This window comes from Rhizobium sp. Leaf262 (genome assembly GCF_001422245.1).
Taxonomy (GTDB): domain Bacteria; phylum Pseudomonadota; class Alphaproteobacteria; order Rhizobiales; family Rhizobiaceae; genus Agrobacterium.
This window is the reverse complement of record NZ_LMMM01000012.1, coordinates 163,813-189,084: the sequence shown is the minus strand read 5'-3', so window position 1 is coordinate 189,084 and position 25,272 is coordinate 163,813. Positions and strand designations below refer to the sequence as shown.

The window sequence follows — 25,272 nt, the reverse complement described above, 5'->3', positions numbered from 1 at the left end:
GTTTCACCATTTTTTTGAGTGTCGGACCGGGTAAAAGCTCCCGGTCCGGATTCTGGCCACGGAGTATTTCATGCAGGTCGCCGAACACGTAAATCTTTCAGCTTTCGAAGAGGCGCTGCCCGATGTCCTGATGCGGGTCGTTTCCGAATTGCATGACGTGGCCTATCTCATCGAGCGTATCGAGCCACAATTGCTCGAAGCGACCAACGGTGCCGTGACGACCGAGGGCATGCGCCTGTTGCAGGGCATCGACCTTGCCGTCCAGAAGACGCGCGGTCTTGCGGAGTTCATCGACACCATCACCGGCTCCATTCCGATCGACTGGGCCGTGGATGTCTCCACCGCACTCAGCCTCGTCAAGCTGGCGGAAATGCAAAAGGCGCTGGGCGCTGGCCTGCGCCACGGTCATTCCCAGCCGCTCGACAAGGTCTCCGGCGACATCGACCTTTTCTAGAATTCGTTACTTAAAATGGCGGGCAAACGGATTATCTGCCCGCCTAATGGTAATTTCAGCAGCAATTTCACACAATTTTGAGTAAAGCCGCACAGATTTCGTGCAAGTAAAGCGCCGCACAAGCTTCGAAGTATTAATCTGCACTCCGATTTAAAACAGCTATTGGTCCGTGCCTTACGCACACACCAGCTCCGGGGTCTTGATTGATGAACAGTGTCGTAAACAGTGGTTTTTCCAGCCAGCTTTTTCCAAACCTTCTGGAACTGGCCAGAACGCAACGTCTGGCGCTTGGCGACCTGTTCACATTCGCCGAAAACTTCAACGCGGAAGGCCGCAAGAGCGAGGCGGGCGAGCTTTATAAGACCTGGCTCGCGTATAACGAAACACATCCCGGCGCGCAGATGGTCTATTTCAACTATTCCGTCATGCTGCGACAGCTGAATGATATCGCGGGCTCCATCAACGCCATGCGCGCAGCACTGAAGATCGATCCCATGTTCGGGCCTGCCCATATCAACCTGGGCCGCGCCTTTGAAGACAGCGGGTCTTCCCCGCAGGCCATCCAGCAGTGGAGAAGCTTCGTCGAGAGCACCGCCGAGACGACACCTGACCGCCTGTCCTACCGCGTCATGGCGATGCAGCATATCGGTCGCGTGATGGAAAATGCTGGACTTCTGGAAGAAGCCGAGACCGTTCTGTGGGATGCCATGGAGCTGCGCCCTGAAAAGACCGAGACCGGACAGCATTGGAGCGCAATCCGTCAGCGTCAATGCAAGTGGCCAATCATTATCCCATCTAGCCATGTCACCGAGCGCCAGATGATTGATTCGCTGTCGCCGCTGACACTGGGATGCTATTCTGACGACCCCATGTTCCAGCTGGCTCGCGCATACGAATACAACAAGGGTTTTGTCGGTCGCATCGATCTGCGCAATTTCCCGCGCAACAAGGTCAAGCAGAAGACCGGCACGGGCCAGCGCCTGCGCGTGGGCTACGTCTCGTCCGACTTGCGCGACCACGCGGTCGGGTTCGCGTTGCGCGAAGTGTTGGAACTGCATGACAAAGCGAGCGTCGAAATCCACGCCTACTATTGCGGTGACCCGGTTAGCAACGATGCGACGCAGACCCGCATGAAGGCAGCGGTCGATGTCTGGCACGACATTGGCACGCTCACAGACGAGGCAGCGGCCCGCCAGATCGCCAGCGATGAGATCGATATCCTGATTGACGTCAATGGCTATACCAAGCATGCACGGACCAAGATTTTCGGCTACCGTCCCGCACCGGTCATCGTCAATTTCTGCGGCTATCCTGGCTCCATGGGCTCGCCATTCCACCAGTACATGATCGCGGATGCGCAGATCGTGCCGCCTTCGAGCGAAATCTATTACTCCGAAAAGGTTCTGCGGATCGCCTGCAACCAGCCTATCGACCGCAAGCGCTTCATCGCCGAAAAGCCATCGCGCGAAAAAGCCGGTCTGCCGGAGAATGCCTTCGTGTTTGCGTGCTTTAACGGCATGCAGAAGATCACGGCGGGCACGTTCGAACAATGGAAGGCCATTTTGACGGAAACGCCGGGCAGCATTCTGTGGATGCTCAGCGGCAACGAAAAGGCCGATCAGCGTCTGCTCTCCATGTTCGTGGAGGCCGGTATCGACGCCGAACGGGTCATCTTTGCGCCCAAGGTGGCCAATGCCCATCATTTGGCACGTATTGGCGTTGCCGACCTCTTCCTCGACACGTTCCCCTATGGCGCACATTCGACGGCAGCCGATTCGCTGACGGTCGGTCTTCCCGTGCTGACCTTCCCTGGCAAGAGCTTTGCGTCGCGCTTCTGCTCGAGCGTCGTTGCCGCGGCGGGCGTGCCGGAACTGATCTGCGAAGGCCCACAGGATTACGTCGCCAAGGCCATCGCCTATGCTAAAAACCCGGCTGCGCTGAAAGCCGTCAGGGACAAGCTGCAGGCCAACCGCGAAACGAGTGCGCTTCGTGACATTCCGGGGCTGGCACGCCGTCTCGAAGAACTGTATTGGCAAATGCAGGGAGAGGCCGAGCGCGGAGAAACGCCGGTTCCGGACTTCCGTAACATGGACGTTTACTACGAAATCGGTACGGAACTCGTTCTGGAAAATCTCGAATTCGTTGATGAAGCGACCTATCGCGCGCGTTACCTTGAGAAGATGCGCGAGTGGCAGGCCTTCTCACACATTCCGCATGATGCACGGTTGTGGACGCCCGAAGCCGCGGCTACGGCTTGAAGTCTGAATTGCCACAAATCGATATCGCCACGTAAAGCAATATCGCAGGATTAACGCAGCACACCCGCGCATCCAAGATGTGCCGGTGTGCTTATACAAGGCAGGTCGAGAGTGTCTCAGTCCAAGAAGATAGCCATTGTCGGGGCAGGTCTGTCCGGTGCCGTAATCGGTCGCGAACTCGCAAAAGCGGGTCATCAGGTCGAAATTTTCGACAGGCGGGATCATATCGCGGGCAATTGCCACACCGAGCGCGATGCCGAAACCGGCGTGATGGTGCATGTCTATGGCCCACACATCTTCCACACCGACGATGCGGAAGTATGGGAATACGTCAACACGTTTCAGACCTTCATGCCCTACAAGAACCGGGTGAAGACAACCAGCCGCGATCAGGTGTTCTCGCTGCCCGTCAACCTGCATACGATCAACCAGTTCTTCAACAAGACGTTTCGCCCGGATGAAGCGAAGGCCTTTATCGAGGAACAGGCCGACAAGACCATCGAAGACCCGCAGACCTTTGAGGAACAGGCACTACGCTTCGTCGGACGCGATCTGTATGAGGCATTTTTCCAAGGCTATACGCAGAAGCAATGGGGCTGTTCACCGACCGATCTGCCTGCGTCGATTCTCAAGCGGTTGCCAGTGCGCTTCAACTATGATGACGATTATTTCTTTCATAAATATCAGGGTATGCCAGAAACAGGCTACACCCCGATGGTGGAGCGCATTCTCGATCATCCCGGCATTCGCGTTCATCTCAACAGCGATTTCAGCCGTAGCGATGTGGCTGGTTACGACCACACGTTCTATTCCGGTTCCCTCGACGGCTATTTCGAATATGCCAATGGCAGGCTCGGTTACCGCACGCTGGACTTCGAGCGCTTTACCTATGACGGAGATTATCAGGGCTGCGCGGTAATGAATTACGGCGAGGTCTCGGTTCCCTTCACCCGCATTACCGAACACAAGCATTTTTCGCCGTGGGAAAAGCACGAAGGCTCCGTGTGCTACCGGGAGTTTTCGCGAGAATGCGGCCCGGACGACGTGCCATACTACCCAATCCGGCTTGTAGACGAAAAAGAGCAACTGGCTCAATATATCGCGCTGGCCAATAACGAGAAATCCGTAACCTTCGTAGGGCGGCTCGGAACGTATCGATATCTGGATATGGACGTCACGATCCGCGAGGCACTGGACACATCCCGTTTGTTCCTGTCGCTTGAACAAAGTGACAACGCGATGCCGTCCTTTCTCAATCCGCCACTGTAACTGCCCCTCACACGACCAATTTAAAGACACCGCCGCGCGACATTCGTGCGGCGGTTTGCGTTTGTGCGGGAAGCGGCTTGATGCTGGCCTATCGATAAAACTGACAGTTTCGCGCAAGCAACGAAACCTAGGATTGCCGGTGTCGAAATCCGTCTTCAGTCTGTTGTGTACCGTTTGGGCCACACTCTGTTTTCGATCATTGAACTCGCGACCAAGGCCAGCAAATGACGTCGATCGTACCCAGTATCCCCGTTGCACAAATATCGAAACTGTCGACGGCGACGATTTCGAGCTGGACGACAGATGATGTGGAAGCGCTGTCGACAGAGCAGATCGCGGCACTTTCGACCAGACAGATCGGCGCCTTTTCGTCCCAACAGATATCCGCGCTGGAGAATGAAGATTTCGCGGCCATGACGACAAAGCAACGTGTCGGCATCTCTGCCAATGCAATTGTCGGCCTGACGCTCGACCACATCGCCTTGCTGGACAAGCTCGCGATTTCTAGCCTGAGTACGACACAAGTCTCGGCATTGACGGCATCGCAGGTCGAGGCACTCGACCTCGACCAGACGGAAGCGCTGACGCCGGCGCAAATTGCCGCGATGAATTCCAGCCAAATCGCAGCGCTAGACTTTGATGAACTGGCGACATTTTCCAGCGCTGATATGGCGGCTATTTCGGCCAGCGCCATTGCGGGAATAGCCTCTGCTGCAGTTCAGTTTCTCTCTACCGAACAGGTGGCGGCCATTAGTGCCAACGCCATATCCGGCATGACTGTCGATGCCTTGACCGCGATGTCGGACGATCAACTGGGTGCCATCAGCACCAGTGCGATTGGCAGACTGACGACGGACCAGATTACCGCGTTGAGTGCATGGCAGGTAGGTGCGTTCACCTCCGTTCAGATCGCGTCCCTGAAAGCCAATCAGATCGCCGCTCTCGGTGCCGATTACATTGCCGACCTCTCCTCATCCGGTATCGCGGGCCTCAGCACGGCTGCGATCGCCAGTCTGACCACGGCGCAGGTCGCGGCTTTGTCGACCAATCAAGTGTCCGGTTTGACGACCAAGCAGGTTGCCGCTCTTAAATCGGCTCAGATAGAAGTGATCGCCACCACCAATATCGCCGTGCTGTCTGAGGCGCAAATCGCTGCTTTGGGAACGAAAGCCATCGCCGGGCTGACAACAGACCAGATCGATGTGCTATCGACCGCGCAGATCGAAGCTCTGACCCCCGCGCAGGTCAAGGCCCTGAACGCGACTCAGATCGCGGTTTTGGATGCCGAGGACATCGCGACGTTCTCGACGGCGGATATCGCCGCGATTACCAGCGCGACGGCTGCTGGATTGACGCCCGGTGTGGTGGCGTCGCTGAGTGAAGCGCAGGTCGCTTCGATCAGCGCCGGGGCATTTGCCAAGTTGACTGTCGAACAGATCGATGCCTTGAGTGCAAGCCAACTTGGTGCGTTGACTTCAGCGCAAATCGCATCCCTGAGCTCGACGCAGGTTGCGGTACTGACGGCAGAAGATTTCCAGGCTCTGCCGTCTTCGGCGCTCGTTTCGTTGTCGGGCAAAGCAATCTCCGGCTTGAGTACTGACCTGATCTCGGAGTTGACGCCCGAGCAGATTGCGGCACTGTCAACCGCTGCGATTTCCAAGTTGACCACTGAGCAGATCGGTTCGCTGACGCCGGCTTTGGTCGAGGCGCTCACCTCAGCGCAGGTGAAGGTTCTCAGCTCGGCGCAGATCGCCGCTCTGAACGTCGAAGGTATCAAGAAATTTTCGACCGCAGATATCGCAGCCATATCCAACAAAGGAGTCGCTGGGCTGAGCACCGAAGCGGTGGCAGCTCTCACGAAAGATCAGGTCGCGGCGTTAAGCACAATGGCGTTTGCGGCACTTTCCTCTGACCAATTCGGCGCTTTGACTGCGGACCTATTGGCGGCCTTGACGACGAAACAGATCTCGGTGATCAAATCGGCGCAGATCAAGTCGTTGTCGACGGAGTATCTGGGCAAGTTGACCTTGGAGCAAATCCCGTCGCTCAGCACGGGCGCCATTGCGGGTTTGTCGACCGCGCAAATCCAAGCCTTTACACCTCTCAAGATCGGCTCATTCACGCCCCAGCAGGTCAAGGCGTTGACGTCGTCGCAACTGTCCGTCCTGAGCGTTAATGCCATGGCACAATTCTCTTCGGAAGATATGGCCGCCATAACCTCCAAGGCTATCCAGGGACTGAGTACCGATGTCCTGAAAACACTCGAGCCCTTCCAGATTGCGGCCCTTAGCCCATCGGCAGTTGCAGGCTTGACCACGATGCAGGTCGACGCACTCACCGTTCGTCAGCTTGGTTCTATTTCCGCAGCACAGGCCTCTGTTCTTAATTCTGAGCAACTCGGTGTTCTGGGAGCCGACGGCATTGCGGCATTGAAAAATACGGCTATTGGTGCGTTCAGCACAAAAGCGATTTCAGGTCTTTCGACAGAAGCCATCGCATCGATGACAGCAGCGCAAGTGGCGGCACTCAGCACGAATTCCGTCTCAAAGCTTACGACAGGTCAGATTTCTGCCCTGACCCCTACGCAAGTGGCAGCACTCTCGACGGCGCAAGTGAAAGCGCTGGCCTCTACGCAGGTGGCCGCTCTTGCCTCTGATAGGATAGCTGCTCTGACAACCAGTCAGGTCGCTGCATTGACGACCAAGGCGTTAGGTGGCCTCGATGCCGACCAGATATCCGATCTTACCACCCAACAGATCGCGGCGTTGCTGACGGCACAGATCGCTTCCCTGACATCTGCTCAGGTCGCCGGATTCCAAGTGGAAGACATTGCAGCGATGAAAATTGCCGGGGTCCAGGCGCTGAGTGCCTCGGGCGCATCCGGCCTATCCTCCGATATCATCTCCGCCCTGACCGATCTTGAGATCGCGGCTTTAAGCACAGGCGCGATTGGTGGTCTGACGTCGGCACAGATCGGAGCGTTGTCGACAAAACAGGTCGATGCTTTGACGGAGCGGCAGCTTGCAGCACTCAAGTCGACACAGACTGTAGGCCTCGATGTTGACGATATCGCGACCTTTTCGTCCAAGGATGTTGCGGCACTAACGAGCCGGGGCATTGCGGGGCTCAGCACTGCCGTCTTGGCAGCATTGACCACGGCCCAAATACCGGGGCTCACACCGGCGGCCATTGGAGGGCTGACGACTGACCAGGTCGACGTCATGACCTCGACCCAGCTCAATGCACTATCATTGAACCAAATCAGCGCACTGACATCGACGCAGATCGCGGTACTCAGTCCGACAATTCTCGCGTCATTATCCGCGGACAAGATTGCGGCGCTGCGCGAAAATGCAGTCACGAATCTGACTGATGTGCAACTGGCGGCGCTTACGCCTGCGCAGTTGGCCGGTTTGAAACCCTCCCAGATCACCGCCTTCACCTCCACTCAGATATCGGCGATGAGCAACGCCCAGATCGCCGCGTTGACCGGGCCGCAGATCGCAGCCATCAGCACGGCGGGCGTGACCGGTCTTTCCAGCAAGCAGATTGCCGCTCTGTCCACGGAGCAGGCAACGGCGTTGACCAACGTCCAGATTGCCAAGCTGACGGCAGAGCAGTTCGAAGGATTTGGGGCCGATGATATCTCGACCTTCACGGACAAAGAGCTCGGGGCCATTGGTTCCGCAGCGATTGCCGGCATTTTACCTTCGCAACTATCATTGCTCTCGGCCGACAAGGTCGCAATGCTGAGCGAAACGAGTATCCCGGCGATGACGACCGCGCAGATCGCGTCGCTGACGCCGACTCAGGTCGCGGCGTTGACAACCAAGCAGGTGGCAGCTCTGGTCGCCGAGCAGGTCTCGGTGTTGCGCACGCAGGATGTCAAGGCTTTGACGACTGCCCAGATCACCGCATTGAGCACGAGTGGAATTTCCGGTTTGACGACAGGGCAGCTATCGGTGCTCGGTACCGATCAGGCCAAGGCCCTGACGAAAGTACAGGTACAGGCTCTGACCCTTGCGCAGTTCTCAGCCATCTCGGCAGAGGGGATTGCAACCTTTTCGGATGAAGAAATCGGCTCTGTCAGTACCAGCGTCCTCAGTTCATTGCCGACGGCAACGATTGCCGCCTTGACCACGACCCAGATTTCCTACTGGAGCACGGATGCTATTGCCAGCCTGTCGACCAGTCAGATCGCGGCCTTGTCGACGGGCCAGTTGTTCGCATTGTCCACGAAACAGGTAGCAGCGCTGAGTTCACAGCAGGTTTCTGCGTTGGGAGCAGCCAGCCTGAACGCCATGTCGACATCGGCAATTGCTGCGCTGAGTTCGACCGCCATCGCCGGTCTGTCCGCCGACACGATCAAGAACCTTTTGCCTTCGCGGATTACATCTCTCAGCACCTCGGCGATTTCTGGTCTTTCTGCTTCCCAGGTCGCAGCCCTGACCGCCGATCAGGTCGACGAATTGTCGACCGCGCAGGTCTCTCGCCTGACCTCCAGGCAGGTGGCAGCGCTGGGGACACTCGGTGCCAAGGCTCTCACTACCCAGCAGATTGCCGCACTGGGCACCGATGGTATCGCCGGTCTTTCTATAAGCCAGATCGCGATACTGAGCACGGCGCAGACCGAGGCGCTGACGACGGCGCAGGTTGCCGTTCTCAGTTCCGCACAGGTCAGCGCCCTCGGTTCCGACGATCTGGCCGTATTCTCCAACCGCGACGTCATGGCGCTATCCAGCGCAGCGGTTGCGGGATTGACGACCCAGATTCTGGCTGCCTTGCCCGGTAGCGTTATTGCTAACCTGTCGAGCGCGGGTGTGAGCGGACTGTCGACGGCCCAGATTGCGGCGCTGACGTCAGCCCAGATCGGCGTGCTAACGACGGGTCAGGTTTCGGCCCTGGGTTCCAAACAGATCGGAGCTTTGGGGACGGCGGGTGTCTCGTTGCTGTCGACGGCGCAGATTGCCGCGCTCAGCACGGCGGGCATTCCGGGGCTGTCTGCAGAGCAGGTCGCGTCGCTGACGACAAGCCAGGTCGAAGCGTTCAACTCCACGCAGGTCGGCGCCCTTTCATCAATCCAGATGGGTGCTCTCGGCGTTGACGATCTCGGGACCTTTACGACCGCAGAACTCGCCGCACTGACATCGAGCGCCATTCAGGGGCTTTCTTCCGCCACGCTCGCCGGTCTGTCGCCCGAGAGGATCGCCATTCTGGGAACAGCCAGCGTCTCCGGCCTTACGACAACGCAGCTTGCGGCCATGACATCGGAGCAGCTTGCCGCGCTGACAACAGCCCAGATCGCATCGCTCGCCGCAAAACAGGTTGCCGCTTTGGGAACAAACGGGGCAAGGGCTCTTACAACTGCTCAGATCGCCGCCCTGGCTACGGCTGGCATTGCTGGTCTTTCGACTGACCAGATCGCTGTCATGTCCACCGTGCAGATAGAAGCGCTCACGTCCACGCAGGTTGCGGTGCTGACCTCGCTTCAGATCAGCGCGATGGGCACCGATGATCTCGGTGTCTTTTCCACCGCCGATCTCGCGGCCTTGCCATCGAGCGCGCTTCAGGGTCTTTCGACGGATATCATTGCAGGCCTTCCGACGGAACGCGTCGCCGTTCTCGGTACGGCCAGTATTTCCGGCCTGACAACTGCCCAGATTGCGGCGTTGAAGACCGCGCAGTTGGAGGCGCTGACCACAGCGCAGGTCTCCGCACTCGGCTCCAAGCAGATCGCAGCGTTGGGAACGGTGGGTGTTGCCGTGCTATCTACCGCACAGATGATGTCGATGAATTCTGCAGCGATTGCCGGACTGTCTACCGGGCAGGTGGCGGTTCTCTCAACCGATCAGGTCGAATCTCTAACCCCGACGCAGGTGGCGGCGCTGAGTTCAACCCAGCTGGCAGCTTTTGGAGAAGACGACATCGACGTCTTCTCGACCGATGATCTGGCGGCTCTTCCGGCTCACGTCATCCAGGGGCTTTCCACCGCAGTCATCGCATCTCTGTCCACGGCACGGATCGCCATCTTGAGTACCTCGGGCATTTCGGGACTGACCGCCAGCCAGATATCGGCGCTCAGCACCGATCAGGTGGAAGCCTTCACCAGCGATCAGGTGGCGGCGCTGGGCTCCAAGCAGATCGCAGCGCTCGGCCTTGACGATCTCAAGACGTTCTCGACTGCCGACCTTGCGGCGATCAGCGCCGGGGCCATCGTCGGCATTTCGACCTCGACACTGGCGGCGCTCGCCACCGAGACGATACATGCCTTGAGTGCGCTTGGAATTTCCGGTCTCTCGACCGCTCAGGTATCTGCTCTGACAGTCGACCAGATCAGCGTGCTTTCCACGACACAGGTGGCAGCGTTCACGTCGCAGCAGATCGCGGCGCTCGATACGGGTGATATCGCCGCCCTGTCGACAGGGCAGATTGCGGCGATCAGCATGCTTGGCATCACCGGGCTTTCAAGCACTCAGGTGGGCGCTCTCAGTCTCGAACAATTGCATGTTCTGACGACCGGACAGATGGGCGCTTTGACCTCCGCTGCGGTCTCCGGCCTGACGGCAGAGGAACTGGACACGCTGTCAGCGGCTCAAATCTCAGCCATCGGTACTGCAGCCATCGCAGGCTTGCCGACAGACTTTATCGCGGCTCTTTCGCCCACGGAACTGGCCGCTATGGGAACGGCTGGCATTTCGGGCCTGACAAGCAAGCAGGTTGCCGTGTTGAGAAAGGATCAGCTCGAAAGCTTCACCACCGCCCAGATCGCGGCCCTCAGCGCCGATGGCCTTTCGGGGTTGACGACCGAGGGCATGTCGACCTTCTCGACAGCGGATATTGCCGCAATCGCGTCCTCGTCCATCCGTGGCCTGTCGACGGCCATCATTGCCCGCTTGACCACGGAAGAAATGAGCGTGCTGACTCCGGGACAGGTGGGCGCACTCGGTTATAATCAGATTGTTACACTGAGCACCGCGCAGGTGGATGCCCTGTCCACGACGCAGATCAATGCGTTCAACGCGATCCAGGCAGCGGCACTGGGAACGGAAGACATCGCGCTCTTTACCAGTGCAGATGTGGTAGCGTTGAGCACCAGCGCGGTTTCGGGTCTCGCGACAAGCGTCATTGCTGGGTTGACGACGGGTCAGAGTGAAGCCTTGACCCCGGCACAGGTTGGAGCACTGACCTCGTCTCAGGTCGCAGCTTTTTCGAAGGAAAACATTTCGAAGTTCTCCACTGCTGACATCGCGGCCTTCAGTTCGTCGGGCGTGGCAGGTTTGTCGACCGATACGCTGGTCAGTCTGTCCAGCGCACAGATCGATACGCTATTGAACACTCATATGGGTTCGCTCAAACCTGAACAGGTCTCGGCGATCATTTCCGTCTATATGGCGGCATGATCGAACCGCGCGAGCGGCCTCCCTTTAAAAGCCATGTGGGAAACGCTCGCGCAAGCTTCGCCGTCTAATTTGGTATCGAGGCCAAAAGGTCTTCGACTCTTTTGAATGACGGTGCGGGACAGAATGAATCTGTTAAATCAATTCCCTCAGGTTTTAAAGAATTTCGCGGCCCTTGGGCAGACGCGGCTTTTGGTGCTGGGTGGCGTGGGCGTTTTGTCCATGGCGATCATTCTTGCCGCAGCGCTCTATGTGAACAAACCTGCTTACGAAACACTTTATGTCGGCCTGGAAACGATGGATCTGAACAAGATCAGCATCGCACTGGCCGAATCCAACGTCGATTTTCAAGTCGGAGCCGATGGAACGAGCCTTCAAGTGCCAGTCGGCATGACGAGCAAGGCTCGTCTTTTGCTGGCTGAACGCGGTCTACCTGATAGCGCCAATGCCGGTTATGAGCTCTTCGACAATGTCGGTTCACTCGGTCTCACCTCGTTCATGCAGGAAGTTACCCGCGTCCGCGCGCTTGAAGGGGAAATTGGTCGCTCGATCCAGCAGATCGATGGCATCGCTGCAGCACGCGTCCACATCGTCATGCCGGACGTCGGCAATTTTCGCCGTGGCGAGCAGAAGCCAACGGCCTCCGTCATGATTCGCGCGAGCGCCACCGCAGGCCGCAAGGCCGCTTCGTCCATTCGCCACCTCGTTGCCTCGGCCGTTCCCGGCCTTGAGGTCGATGATGTAACGCTGCTCGATTCCACTGGCCAGCTTCTGGCCTCCGGCGACGATGTCGGCAACGGAGCCCTGAATCGCTCGCTGACGCTTTCCCAGAACGTTCAACAGGAACTCGAAACCAAGATCGACAAGGCGCTTGCGCCTTTTCTGGGCATGGATAACTTCCGCTCTACCGTCACAGCCGAGCTGAATACGGATAGCCAGCAAATCCAGGAAACAGTCTTCGATCCTGAATCGCGCGTCGAGCGTTCCGTTCGCACCACCAAGGAAGACCAGAAGTCACAGGAAACGACGCCGGATACGGCTGCAACCGTTGAACAGAACGTACCGCAGGCTGCTCCACAGGGTGGCGGCGGTGGTCCGAAGTCGTCTGACGAATCCGCCAAAAAGGAAGAGCAGACCAACTACGAAATCAACTCCAAGACGACGGCCACGGTTCGCAATGGCTATACGGTCGACAAGATTTCGATTGCTGTCGTTGTCAACAAGGGTCGCCTTGCCAAGATGATCGGCGAGCCTGCCGACCAGGCCAAGGTCGATGCTTACCTTGCAGAAATGCAGAAGATCGTTGCGTCTGCGGCGGGTATTTCGACAAATCGCGGCGACGTCGTCACGATCACCGCCATGGACTTCCTGGAAACCCAGCTACTCGACCAGCCGGTTGCGGGACCGGGCTTCATGGAAGTCGTCAGCCGCAACTCGGCAGGCCTCATCAATTCGCTCGCCTTCGTCGTCGTCGCCTTCCTCGTGGTTTGGCTGGGTGTTCGCCCGATGGTCCGCTCCTTCTCCGGCGGCTCTGCGGCCATGGCGGAAGTGGGTCAGGAAGCGGCTGGTCTGGAACTGCCGGACTTCTCGCCTGCCATGGGTGGTGCCGGCGCAGGCGGCGGTCTCATGGATGGCTTCGGTGCGGACTTCGGCTTCGACAGCACCGACGATCTCCTCTCGGGCGACAGCGACAGCGGCGACTTCAATCGCCGGGTTCGCGAAGGGCCGGAGCGCCGCCTCTCGCGGATGGTGGAAATCAGCGAGGAACGCGCCGCCAAAATCCTCCGCAAATGGGCAATCGAGAAAGCAGCATAAACAAGAAGGCCGGTCTCCGAGACCGGCCTTCTTCCGTTTTATCGCTTGCATCGAAGCGGCGCACATGTTCTGGTTTGGGACGAAGTTAACAGTTTGTTCATCAAGCCGACAATTTACGCTGGAATACTGAAATCAACTCTGTGCGAGGCCGATAACATCAATATGCTTTCGGTGGTATGATCAGGAGATAAATACGGGGAAGTTTTCGACTGCTTATGGTTTTTCCCGTAGCGTCTCCTAAAATGCAATGATTCGGTCGCCAGACATGCAAGCCACGGATTGTGATTGTGTTTCTGAATGGAAATGATTTCCATCCCGGTTAAGTGATCTCCTTTCAGGAGAATAAGAGGGCGTAGGCTATTGAAGGTGGATGTTGATGTTCGCAGGCTTTCAGCTGCGCCGTTTGACAGGTCGGTGAAGTTGCCGCGCGATCAGCTTATTCGGAATATTTCTGTCGCGGCTATGGACGGCAACGTTACAGCTGCCGTGGAAATGCTTGCGTCCTTTGCAGGGGCTGCCCATTATCTCTTGGCCCGCGAAGACCTGCTGCAGGAAGCAGGTCTCAATTTCATCATCACATCCGACTGGCCTTTCGATCTTGTGCGCAGGCTGGGTGCCGAACTGACCAACAATCAGAACCGCGTCAGCGAGATGGAAAAATGCCTGACGCTGTTGAAGCCGCGCATCCTTTTCCTGCCTGAGGATGCCGTGATTGCCCACGGGATAGACCGTAAATATTGCGCCTTGACCTTCTGCGTCGGTCGCGTGCGGTTCTCGCTTTTGCTGCTGTTTGCCGAAGACACCGTGCCTGTCGATGACCGTCTGCGTGAGGCTGCAATGCTGGCGGGATATTTCGCCAGTTCCGGCATCGTGGCGGAATCGCGGATCGAGCGGGACATCGATTTGACCGAGCGTGAGCTTGAATGCCTGTTCTGGATCGCCGAAGGCAAGACCAGCGATGAAATGGCCACGATCCTCGGGATTTCCCGCAATACGATCAACAACTATATCACCAGCGTCATGCGTAAGACGGCAACCAAGACCCGCTCCGAGGCCATAGCCTATGCGGTTCGAAACAATCTCGTATAGGGGCGCCTCGCATGGGTTATTACAAGGACTCCGAAGCGGCCAGCACAGAGCAGGTCATTCCGGCGCGGGCAGGGACCGCCAGCAGCCGTTCTGATCTGTTTCCAAAGCTGGTGGCGATACAGCGCATTCTGGGTGCAAAGAACTTCGTCGTTGTCAGGGCCGTGGCATCGGGCTTTCCCAACAAGCGCAAACTGTTCTGCGAGCTTGAAAACTGGGGCATCAATGCCAGCGACCAGAGCGCGCGTTTAGTGCAGGCCATGGGCGAACGCTTGCTGGAGCATCTGGAACGCTCTCTGTTGCCAGTGACCTGGAAGAGCGACAACGGCTCAGGTTTTGCCGATATTCCCGATGTACCCGCGCTCATGGTGCGTCTTGCCAATGACGATCTTTCCTATGCGGGCCTAGCGCTTCCCGTGCGGCTGGGAACCATTGGCAACGGGTTCGTGGTCTTCTGTGGAGGCAATCTGCTGCTCGATAACGAGATCGTTCTGGAGCAGCACATCAAATGCACCGAGATCATGGTGGATCTGCTGGCTCTCGACGAGCGTCGCGTCACCCCGGCCGAGTCCCTCAGCGAACGGGAAGTCGCCTGCCTCCAGCTTGCCGGAGACGGTCGGATCAGTGAAGAGATTGCCGTGAAGCTGGGTCTGTCAGTCCACACGGTCAACGCCTATCTCGGCTCAGCGACCATCAAGCTGGACTCGGTCAATCGTATCCAGGCCATCGCCAAGGCGATCCGCATGGGCTACATTCACTGACAGCACGTTTCGGCTGCGCGTCTGGACTGCAATACCGTTAGCGAAGCGAGATTGGCCCGATCCTTATGGGATCCGGGCCAATGTGGTCATCGCACTTCGAAGGGGCCGCTGCGTGCTGGCAAGGCCGGGACATCGAGATGGTCTGGTTCAGCGCCTGCTTTCGCCCGCTCGACCATCATCTCATAGGCAGTTTCGAGGTGTCGGCAATAGCGTTCCGCGTCGAAGAGCGGCTTGGTAAACCGGTTTGCATCGATACGGGCGCGAATTTCCTTCAATGGTGTGGGGTCGAGCGCGTAAGCCACAGCCTGATCGGCATATGCAGCTTCGTCCTGGGCAATCAGTTCCGGCACGTCGATGGCATGCAGCAGGCTTTCGCTGACCCGCGAGGCGAAGTTGGTGCCCTTAACCGTCAAGACGGGGAGGCCGGACCACAGTTGTTCCGATGTCGTGGTGTGGCCGTTGACGGGGAAGGTGTCGAGTCCCAGATCGGCAGCCGTGATACGGTTGAGGTGAAGCTCGAAATCCAGCTTTTTCATGAAGAAAACGCGTTTTGCTGGAATCCCCATTGCCAGGAATTTGGTCAGGATATTGGTTCTGCTGTCCTGGCTGTTGTGCAGGATCCAGATGACGCTGTTGGGTGCTCGCTTGAGGATATTGCCCCAGAGTTCAGCTACCTGAGGTGTGATCTTGCGGTTGGCGTTGAAGGACGCAAAGACGAAAGCATCTTCCGGCAGGCCGAGATCGGCGCGGTTGACTTGTTTGGCCAGCGGGCGGTTGACGGGGTCGTTGGGCTGGTATGTTTCCGGCAGCCGGACAAATTTCTCGTAGTAATGCGGCTTGGAGCTATCCGGCAGTACGTGATGGTCGCCAATGACATAGTCGAGATCGACATTGACCGTTGAGCCGGGAAAGCCGATCCAGGCGACCTGAATGGGTGCGGCGCCCATATTGAGGATCGCGGTGCGATTGCCTGCCGTGTGCCCCTTCAAATCGACGAGGATGTCGATGTTGCGCGCCTTGATCTCAGCCAGTGCGTTTTCGTTGCTCATCTCGCGCACGGTTACGACGTCACCCCACAGGCTGCGATCTGCCTCGTTGGTTTCCAGCAGGTCGGGAGCCGAATGGCAAAACAGCGTGACCTCGAAGCGATCACGGTCATGCAGCTCCAGCACCCGCCGGATGAGCTTCATGGTTGCATGCTTGTCGAAAAGGTCGGACGACAGGTAGCCGATCCGTATCTTCTCACCCCATTCATGGGGCAACTGCCGACGGGTCACGCTCATTTCCGGATTGAAGGCTGGCGTGTTGCTGCGTGCAAGCTGGTTAATGTGCTCGTCGCCGCTCCAATGGAGATTGAAGAACGTTCCATCCAGCGAAACGAAGCGGGTTTCGCCGCCAGCGACCACTTCATCAATGATCGGCTGATGCTTCTCGATGGCGTCGAACTTACTGTGCTCGCGGCAAAAGACGAGATACATCAGGCGTACGGCCTGCTGGCGCGGCAATTTGGCCAGAAGCAGGCGGGCCGTCTCGATGTCTTTCGGATCGAAAAGGTCCCAAGTGGTGATGGCGATGCGTGCACCGAGCTTGACGTGCTCGATCGAGTCGCTCTTCATCAGGACGCTTTTCAGTGCCCTGGCAATTCGAGGCTCTCCGCGCTCCAGCAATATCGTGCCCACGATATAGCAGATATCGGGATATTTATGGAAACGGTGGATCAGCTTGTTGGACAGCGAGAGTGCCTTATCCTTCTGCCCGCAATCGTAATAGAGCTTGATACTGTCGACGAGATAGCTTTCCGCATCTATGCCATTTTGCTGATAGGCCAGCTCATAGGATGTCGCTGCCTGTTCCGGCATGCCGATCTGCATGCAGGTTTTGGCGAGCAAAGCGTAGGTGCGCGCATCGCGCTTCGTGTCGATCAGCTTGTTCAGGGTTTGAAGAGCCTGCGTGTACTGACCGGTCTTGAAGTGCTTCGAAGCGGCGGCATAGCTGATTTCGTTTAACATGTGTTCCGTTCTATCTTCTTGCGATCCCGCTTGCAGACAGCGGCCTTCTGAAGGCGCGCGGATACTGCCGATTTAGAAATCCGACAGATCGTATCGGGCGAAGCTTGCCTGAAACAGGTCTTCGTAGGTCCTCAGGTCTGTCTCACCTTGGTTAATCGCTCTGTCTGGGCGTTTGCGTATCGTTAACCAATAGAATCGAGGGGTATCGCAAACCCCTCGAAATTAAGAACTTGGAAATGCTTGCCGCGCATTTTGATCTTTGCGTGACGGGTTTGGTGTCCATTAGAAAACGGAACCGAGTGGCATGATGCCGAACCGTTCGCGCCGGTACTCGTAACCCGGCATGTCCCTCTCTTGTACCGCGTTTTAAGGGGCAACTTATGTCTAGCATCAACTTCAACTCGTCTGCCAGCAATGCACTCCAGACACTGCGCAGCATCAATTCGAACCTAAGCAACACCCAGGATCGCGTGTCTTCCGGTCTGAAAATCGCCGATGCCTCTGACGGTGCAGCATATTGGTCCATCGCGACCACGATGAAGTCCGACAACAAGGCGCTTGGTGCAGCGACGGACGCGCTCGGAATCGGCGCAGCCAAGGTCGATACGGCTTATGCCGCCATGGACAGCGCCATCGACGTCGTCAACGAAATCAAGGCCAAGCTGACCACCGCCAGCGAAAGTTCCGTTGACAAGGACCAGGTTCAGCTTGAAATCAAAAAGCTCCAGGAGCAGCTGACCGCTATCGGTCAGGCCGCTTCGTTCAACGGTGAAAACTGGGCAATTCAGGATAGCGGCTCCTCGACGACTGTTGTCGATGGTTTCATCCGCAACTCGGACGGTACCGTCAAGGTTACGACAGCGACGTTCAACGCTGGCTCCTACGCAATGTTTGAAACCATTGCCGGCGGCGTTGGCAGCGGCGGCCTCCTGGCCGCGGTCATGACCATTGCACTGAGCGACACGTCCACGCAGGGCGCCATTGATGGTTACTTGTCGACTGTTGAAACGGCTCTCGGCGAACTTACCAAGGGCGCAGCCGCTCTGGGTGCTCTTTCGACCCGTATCGATCTTCAGGACGAATATTCCAGCAAGCTGAGTGACGCTATGGATGCTGGCGTAAGCCGTCTGGTTGACGCCGACATGGAAGAAGAATCTGCACGTCTTTCGGCCCTGCAGACCCAGCAGCAGCTGGCAGTACAGTCGCTGTCGATTGCGAACTCCAGCTCGCAAAGCATCCTCTCGCTCTTCCGCTAATACGAATTTCAGTATCGAAAAAATTGGCCGGACCGAAAGGTCCGGCCTTTCGCGTTTTATCCGTTAACAAAGTATTACTAAAAATTATCTAAAATTAACTATTTATTTATATAATATTTGTAAGTTCTTAACCTTAATGATGTTAGATCGGTCTATCGAAACGGCGGCCGAAAAGTAAATATATTACTCGGCAGGCATGAGGCTGATTGTCGTTTACCGGTAAAACCGGAATGTCCCTTCAATTGTACTTGCCAAAGGGGCAATCAATACTATGACCAGTATCCTTACGAACACATCTGCTATGTCTGCACTGCAGACTCTGCGCACGATCAATTCAAACCTTTCCACGACGCAGGACCGCGTGTCGTCTGGTGAAAAGGTCGGTAAAGCTGCTGATAACGTTGCCTACTGGTCGATTTCCACGACAATGAATTCCGACAACAAGGCACTCAATGCTGCAACAGACGCTCTGGGTGTCGGCGCAGCCAAGGTCGATACGGCTTATGCCGCCATGGACAGCGCCATCGACGTCGTCAACGAAATCAAGGCCAAGCTGACCACCGCCAGCGAAACTTCCGTTGACAAGGACCAGGTTCAGCTCGAAATCACCAAACTGCAGGAGCAGCTGACGGCTATCGGTCAGGCCGCTTCGTTCAACGGTGAAAACTGGGCCATTCAGGGTGACACGGGTTCCTCGACGACCGTCGTCGATGGTTTCATCCGCAACTCGGACGGTTCCGTCAAGGTTACGACAGCGACGTTCAACGCTGGCTCTTACGCTCTGTTCAACTCTATCGCCGGCGGCGTCGGCAGCGGCGGCATTCTGGCCGACGTCATGACCATTGCGTTGAACAGCGCTGCCACACAGGGTGACATCGATGCGTTCATGACAATCGTCGAAACTGCTCTCGACACTCTGACAATCGGTGCTGCCGCTCTGGGTGCATTGTCCACCCGTATCGACATGCAGGACGATTATTCCTCCAAGCTCAGCGACGCTATTGAAGCTGGCGTAAGTCGTCTCGTCGATGCGGACATGGAAGAAGAATCGGCGCGCCTCTCGGCCCTGCAGACGCAGCAGCAGCTGGCGGTACAGTCGCTGTCGATTGCGAATTCCAGCTCGCAGAACATCATGACCCTCTTCAGAGGCTAATGATCGGCACGTTCAATAGAAAAGCCGCGCCCCTAGCGCGGCTTTTTTCGTAAAAAATTTTAACTTGTGAGAATTTTAAAATATTCATATTTAACAATAAGTTAGTATTTATTAACGGCTCCATTTGAGTTTAATCTTTCCTTCAACAAGGTAAAAGAACTCCTACCATTAAACCTTTGTTAACCAAAAACCTGTTTTCTGTGGTCATCGAAACAGCGCACCGGTCACTTCGATCGGGAAGCATGAAGCTGCCTGCTGCGTTTCCCGGCTTGGACCGGAATGTCCCTTCTTAAAAAATTTGCCAAAGGGGCGACCTACAGATGACTAGTATTTTGACAAACACCTCTGCAATGTCTGCCCTTCAGACGTTGCGCTCGATCAACACCGACCTGTCCAACACACAAGATCGCGTTTCGTCCGGTTACCGGGTAGGTCAGGCAAAGGATAACGTCGCTTACTGGTCCATCTCCACGACCATGAATTCCGACAACAAGGCGCTGAATGCCGCTTCGGACGCACTGGGCGTCGGTGCCGCCAAGGTCGATACGGCCTACGCCGCCATGGAAAGCGCGATCAGTGCCGTCGACGAAATCAAGGCAAAGCTCGTCACCGCCAGCGAGCAGTCCACGGACAAGGCTCAGATCCAGCTTGAAATCGGCAAGCTTCAGGAGCAGCTTTCCGCAATCGCACAGGGCGCATCCTTCTCCGGCGAAAACTGGATGGTATTGGGCGACGCCACGCAGGCAAGCGTTGTTGACGGCTTCATCCGTACAGCCAGCGGTGGCGTCAGCGTCACCACTGCGAAGTTCAACATTTCCTCCTATGCCATGTTCGAGACCATCGCCGATGGGATTGGTGAAGGCGGAATTCTCGGCAGCGTCATGAGTGTTCAGCTAACAAGCGCGTCGACGCAAGGCGACATCGACGCTTTCATGGACATCGTCGAATTTGCGCTCAGCAACCTTACGGACTCCGCTGCGGCTATCGGTGCCCTTCAGACTCGTATCGATCTGCAGGATAGCTACTCGGCCAAGCTTTCAGACGCGATGGAATCGGGCGTCAGCCGTCTGGTCGATGCCGACATGGAAGAGGAATCGGCCAAGCTCTCTGCTTTGCAGACACAACAGCAGCTTGCGATCCAGTCCCTGTCGATTGCGAACTCCTCTGCACAGAACATCATGTCGCTCTTCCAGCAGTAAGATCGATATCCTGCCCATTCAGGCCGCGCCCTCTGAAAAGGAGGCGCGGCTTCTTCGTTTTTTCTGGCAAGGGCTTAAAAAGACGATGCTTTTGGCTTTAAAGACGCATCGCGCAAGTTTCGCCATAGCTTGGGCGGGTATAACACTTGTCACGGGTTTAGCATTTCGTTAACCCTAAGCCGTGCGATGCTTCGTGTCATGTCGCGTCTGTGCCTCTTCATGATGAGAGTGCGGCTTTGCGCCAGAGAGTTCTGGCATGTCCCCGTTCCTCCCGGCCCGATGTAGGTACCATGACCAAGATTATTTCCTCCGGCAGCGTGCAGAGTGCGCTTCAAACGCTCCTCTTCAGTAACGACACCCTCCAGAAAACGCAGGAGCGCGTGACGTCAGGTTACAAGATCGCGTCTGCTGCTGATAATTCGGGCTACTGGTCGACGGCTACCAATCTGAAATCGGACGGAAACGTGCTGAGCAGCGTCGGTGACGCGCTCAATCTGGGCGCATCGAAAGCCGATACCGCCTACGAGGCTGTTTCGTCGATGATTGATGTCGTCGATCAGATCATGACGCAACTGACGACGGCCTACGAAACGGGCGCTGATCGCGGTCAGATCAACAACGCCATGGATGCGCTGAAGGAAAATCTTTACACAATTGCGCAAGCTGCGACGTTTTCCGGCGACAACTGGTTGTTCAATTCCAGCGAACAGCTTCCTGCAGAAAAATCGGTGCCATTCTCGTTCCACAAGAATGTGTCCGGTGCGATATCGCTTGAATATCTCAGTGTAAACACGACCGAAACGACGATGGTCGATACCAACGACGCCAGTCGGGGCTTGATGACGGCAGGGATGGATGCCAGCGCGCGTGACGGTGATCCAAGCTCGACGCCACGAGAATATTATCTGCTCGATGCCCAATCCTCGAATCCTGCATCGGGAACGGAAATTTCCGTATCGGATGCAACGACGCGCGAAGAGCTCGATGACATGGTTTATGTGGTCGGCCAATTGTCCGTGAAGCTCAACCAATTGGGCAGCTCGCTTGGTACGATGTCGAACAGGATGGACCAGCAGACGACGTTCGTCAGCTCGTTGAAGGATTCCATGGACAAGAGCGTCAGCCGTCTGGTGGACGCCAATATGGAAGAGGAATCGACCAGGCTGACAGCTTACAAGACGCAGCGCGATCTAGCCGTTGAAGTCGTATCCATGGCCAATAACCATCGCAGAAGCCTGGCTGGCCTGTTTGGGTGATGTGCGGTAGGGTTCATCCTCGCACAAGTTTGGCTCTCTATTTTGAAATACTGAATTGCTGCCGGGTTTTCGCACTCATGACGATGCGACACGACCCTGCTGGCCCTCTCTGAACGCCTTGCGGATAATTTCATGATTCTCTTCTCGACAGAAAAGACAAGCACGATGATGGGCGAGGTGCGGCTATGAGCGGGGCGCTGGCAAAGTATCTCAAGGATTTCAGTCAACACACACCGCCGCCTGAACCCGTGGCAACGTTTGAACTCGACACTCCCGTCTCCACCTTCGAAAGCGACTGGCTATCCGAACCTGAAGTCGTCGTTGATCTCGAAGCAGAAAAACAAAAGGCCTTTTCCGATGGTCAGGAGGAGGGCAAGCGCAAACAGCTTCTCGTCCAGGAGCAGGAACTCGATGCCTTGCGCGCGCTCCATGACAAGGAGATGGAAGCGATGCGCAACCGCTATGAGGACGAGATCGCGATGCATCTGGCGACATCGGTGACGTCAATGAAGCAGGCGATCGCCAGCAATGTGGAATCTGCCTGCCTTCGCCTCTTCGCCACGGTGATGGAGCGGGAACTGGCAAAAACTGCAGCGGCAGATGTTTCGGCCCAGATCGTGCGTGAAATCGAAGACGGTTTTGCCGGAACGATCAAGATCACCGGACCGGATGCGCTCTTGTCGCAGATACGCGAAAAGCTTGGCCATGTGGACAATCAGGTCGATTACGACGTGTCCAACGATATCGATATCAAGGTTCAGATGGATAGTTCGGTCTTGATGACCAGACTGTCCGAGTTCTTCCAGAATGCAAGAGGTCTAGCCGATGAGTGAAGGCGAAAATCACCATCACGGCAAAAACGAGATCATCATCGTCAAGCGCCACAAGGGCGGCCACGATGGCGCCCATGGTGGTGCGTGGAAAATTGCCTATGCGGATTTCATGACCGCCATGATGGCCTTCTTTCTGGTGATGTGGTTGGTCAATGCCGCCAACGAGGAAACCAAAGCCTCGGTGGCTAGCTATTTCAATCCCATCAAACTGACTGACGAAAAGCCTGCCGATCGGGGCATGAAGCAACCTGCCAAAACCGCCAAGGGTGAGCAGACGCAGCAGACCTCTGACACAAAATCCGAAAAGCCGCAGGACGCCGCCGCCGCCGCAAGCGGTGAGGATATGACGTCGTCCGCTGGCGACAAGACGGCCTATTCGGAAGCAGCGCTTTTTGAAAATCCCTATGCTGTTCTAGCCGAGATCGCTCAGGAGGTTGGCCAGCAGGCAAATGTGAGCGCTAAAGGCGAGGGTGGCGCAAGCGATTCCGGTCCTTCGACCGGTGCATCCGGTGGCGAGGCCTATCGCGACCCCTTCGATCCGGATTTCTGGAGCAAGCAGGTCGAGGTGCGTCCTGATCAGAACGGTACGGCCATTCAGGATACGGCATTGCCCGAAAAGGCGCAGAAAAAGACCGATGCGAAAGCCGACACCGTTCCGCAGGACATCGCCAGTGTCATCGAAGATAGCGATCCCGCCACGCCACAGACGAATATCAAGACGCAGAAGGTCGATCCGGGTTCTGTTGATGAGATAGGCGAGGAGACCACCAAACCCGCACAGTCGAAATCGGCCAAGGCCGCGGATGCCGCACAAACGCAGGAAGAGACTGCAGAAGAACTGCGCGAAGAGATTGCCCAGCAGGTCGCTGGTGTCGCCGGCAAGCTTGCGGAGGGCATCGTCGTAACGCCGGCCGAAGGCGGTACGCTGATCACTATCTCCGAGAAATCCAATGCAGCAATGTTCGACGTCGGTTCAGCCGTGCCGCAGAGGGATCTCGTTCTTGCCATGCAGAAAATCGGCGAGGTTCTCAGCAAGCAGAAGGGCGCGATCGTCATACGCGGTCATACGGATGCGCGGCCCTATAGCAGCGGCGGAAAAGACAACTGGACGCTGTCGATGGATCGTGCCCATGCAGCCTACTACATGCTGGCGCGTGGTGGTCTCGATGAGACACGTATCAAGCAGCTTTCCGGTTTTGCGGATCGGCGCTTGCAGAGCACCAGCGATCCGCTGGACGGCGCCAACCGCCGCATCGAAATATTGTTAGAGGATAGTTGAGGCAGCGGATGATGAAAGCGACCCGCATAGCTGCCCTGTTGATGGGCATATCCTGGCTGGCCAGTGCCGGTGAGGCATATGCTCAAAGCGACCTGCCGCCTGCAAAAATTCTGCGGTCGCTGCAGTTCGTTCAGGATTCCGTCGTTCTGGGCGATCATTCCGCACGTGACATGCAGAAATACTTGCTGGAAACGATCGATACTACACTGCGAACAGCCGATGCGTCTATTTTCGAGGATTCGCGCAATGCGGATGCCGCGCTTGCCTATATCATGAGCGGTGGCAATCCGCAGACACTGGATTATCTGGTTGCGCGCGACGTGCAGGGTCACTTCGACTCGCGTGTCATCAACGTCCTGCAAAAATACTTCAACGGTCGCGGCATTCAGGCGGAAAAGATCATCACCGATATTCTTCCCGAATATCGCAAGGGAGTTCTCGGGCCCTATTTGATGCTTATCGCCGGCAACATCGTCGTCAACAAGGATCCCGTCGGATCGCTTGCCTTCTTCGACGATGCCCGCTTGACAGCACCTGGGACGATTATCGAAGAGGCTGCGCTGCGTCGCTCGATCATTGCGATGATGCAAGCCAAGCAGTCGGACAAGACGCTTGAATATATCCGCAAATACGCCGTGAGATTTCTGCACTCCCCCTACGCCTCCCAGTTTGCCGATCTTTTCGTCAGCTTCGTGGTGGAGAGTCATGGCTCCGTTCAGCAGGACAAGATAGCTGAAATCGCGCAGCTGATGGACAAGGAGCGTGCAGAGGAAATCTATCTTCGCATCGCTCGGCAGGCGTCGTTGCGCGGTGAAGTCGATCTTGCGCGCTTTGCGACGGAGCAGTCCATGGCGCTGACATCGCAGACAGGCGATGCCACCCGGGTGCCTTTGTCGAAGCTGTATTCCGGTCTTGCCAGTGTGCCAAGCGAGGCGGTTCATAGCGCCAGCGACACCTTGGCAAGCATACCGAACGAGGAGCTTTCGCCCAGAGATATTGCTCTGCGCGACGCCGCGCAGGCAATTGCCGAACAGATCGTCAGAAAACCTGCCTTCGAGACTTCGCAGGGAGGTGCCGACGGCAATTCCACTGGAGACAAGGCAATTCTGCAGGCCAACAGTGATGACATTCTGCCCCAGAAACAGTCAGGGCAGGCCGTGGCGGGGGCGCCTTTGGAAGAATTCTTCGACAAGAGTCGGGCTCGCTTGAACGAGATCGACTCCTTGCTGGAGCAGGAGGAGAGATAA

Annotated in this window: 15 protein-coding genes; 14 read left to right on the top strand and 1 reads right to left on the bottom strand. The window is 56.7% G+C overall.

The window, feature by feature from the left end:
- Nucleotides 1–70 precede the first annotated feature (70 nt).
- From ASF29_RS11925 to ASF29_RS11895, 7 genes are all read left to right on the top strand, one after another.
- Nucleotides 71–454 carry a hypothetical protein gene (locus ASF29_RS11925; RefSeq protein ID WP_062450895.1) on the top strand — a complete coding sequence of 128 codons (384 nt, stop codon included), beginning with the start codon at nt 71–73 and terminating at the stop codon, nt 452–454.
- A gap of 206 nt (nt 455–660) precedes the next feature.
- Nucleotides 661–2,712, top strand: a complete 2,052-nt coding sequence (locus tag ASF29_RS11920; RefSeq protein ID WP_062450894.1) for a glycosyl transferase — start codon at nt 661–663, stop codon at nt 2,710–2,712.
- 111 nt (nt 2,713–2,823) lie between these two features.
- Nucleotides 2,824–3,981 (top strand): UDP-galactopyranose mutase, encoded by a 1,158-nt coding sequence (gene glf, locus ASF29_RS11915; RefSeq protein WP_062450893.1) that lies wholly within the window; start codon nt 2,824–2,826, stop codon nt 3,979–3,981.
- Nucleotides 3,982–4,205: 224 nt separating this feature from the next.
- Nucleotides 4,206–11,381 (top strand): hypothetical protein, encoded by a 7,176-nt coding sequence (locus ASF29_RS11910; protein WP_062450892.1) that lies wholly within the window; start codon nt 4,206–4,208, stop codon nt 11,379–11,381.
- A gap of 123 nt (nt 11,382–11,504) precedes the next feature.
- A complete protein-coding gene (gene fliF, locus ASF29_RS11905) occupies nt 11,505–13,193 on the top strand; it encodes a flagellar basal-body MS-ring/collar protein FliF (RefSeq protein ID WP_062450891.1) in 1,689 nt (562 codons plus the stop codon).
- Nucleotides 13,194–13,553: 360 nt separating this feature from the next.
- Nucleotides 13,554–14,282 carry a helix-turn-helix domain-containing protein gene (locus ASF29_RS11900; protein WP_062450890.1) on the top strand — a complete coding sequence of 243 codons (729 nt, stop codon included), beginning with the start codon at nt 13,554–13,556 and terminating at the stop codon, nt 14,280–14,282.
- 11 nt (nt 14,283–14,293) lie between these two features.
- Nucleotides 14,294–15,040 (top strand): helix-turn-helix transcriptional regulator, encoded by a 747-nt coding sequence (locus ASF29_RS11895; protein WP_062450889.1) that lies wholly within the window; start codon nt 14,294–14,296, stop codon nt 15,038–15,040.
- A gap of 86 nt (nt 15,041–15,126) precedes the next feature.
- On the opposite strand, the gene ASF29_RS11890 is transcribed toward ASF29_RS11895, so the two are convergent.
- Nucleotides 15,127–17,049 carry a glycosyltransferase family 41 protein gene (locus ASF29_RS11890; RefSeq protein WP_062450888.1) on the bottom strand — a complete coding sequence of 641 codons (1,923 nt, stop codon included), beginning with the start codon at nt 17,047–17,049 and terminating at the stop codon, nt 15,127–15,129.
- A 380-nt stretch (nt 17,050–17,429) separates the two neighbouring features.
- On the opposite strand from ASF29_RS11890, the gene ASF29_RS11885 reads away from it, so the two are divergent.
- The 7 genes from ASF29_RS11885 (at nt 17,430) to ASF29_RS11855 (ending at nt 25,272) form a co-directional block, all read left to right on the top strand.
- Complete coding sequence (locus ASF29_RS11885) at nt 17,430–18,305, top strand: flagellin (RefSeq protein ID WP_062450887.1); 876 nt, start codon at nt 17,430–17,432, stop codon at nt 18,303–18,305.
- A gap of 271 nt (nt 18,306–18,576) precedes the next feature.
- Nucleotides 18,577–19,458, top strand: a complete 882-nt coding sequence (locus tag ASF29_RS11880) for a flagellin (RefSeq protein WP_062450886.1) — start codon at nt 18,577–18,579, stop codon at nt 19,456–19,458.
- 320 nt (nt 19,459–19,778) lie between these two features.
- Entirely contained in the window at nt 19,779–20,657 is an 879-nt protein-coding gene (locus ASF29_RS11875; protein WP_062450885.1) for a flagellin, read from the top strand.
- Between the two features lie 290 nt (nt 20,658–20,947).
- Nucleotides 20,948–21,913 (top strand): flagellin, encoded by a 966-nt coding sequence (locus tag ASF29_RS11870; protein WP_062450884.1) that lies wholly within the window; start codon nt 20,948–20,950, stop codon nt 21,911–21,913.
- A 185-nt stretch (nt 21,914–22,098) separates the two neighbouring features.
- A complete protein-coding gene (locus tag ASF29_RS11865; RefSeq protein ID WP_062450883.1) occupies nt 22,099–22,746 on the top strand; it encodes a hypothetical protein in 648 nt (215 codons plus the stop codon).
- On the top strand, nt 22,739–24,025 hold the full coding sequence (locus tag ASF29_RS11860; protein WP_062450882.1) for a MotB family protein: 1,287 nt from the start codon (nt 22,739–22,741) through the stop codon (nt 24,023–24,025). The genes ASF29_RS11865 and ASF29_RS11860 overlap by 8 nt, the downstream gene beginning before the upstream one ends.
- A gap of 8 nt (nt 24,026–24,033) precedes the next feature.
- Nucleotides 24,034–25,272, top strand: coding sequence for a chemotaxis protein (locus tag ASF29_RS11855; RefSeq protein WP_062450881.1), 1,239 nt, complete (start codon nt 24,034–24,036; stop codon nt 25,270–25,272).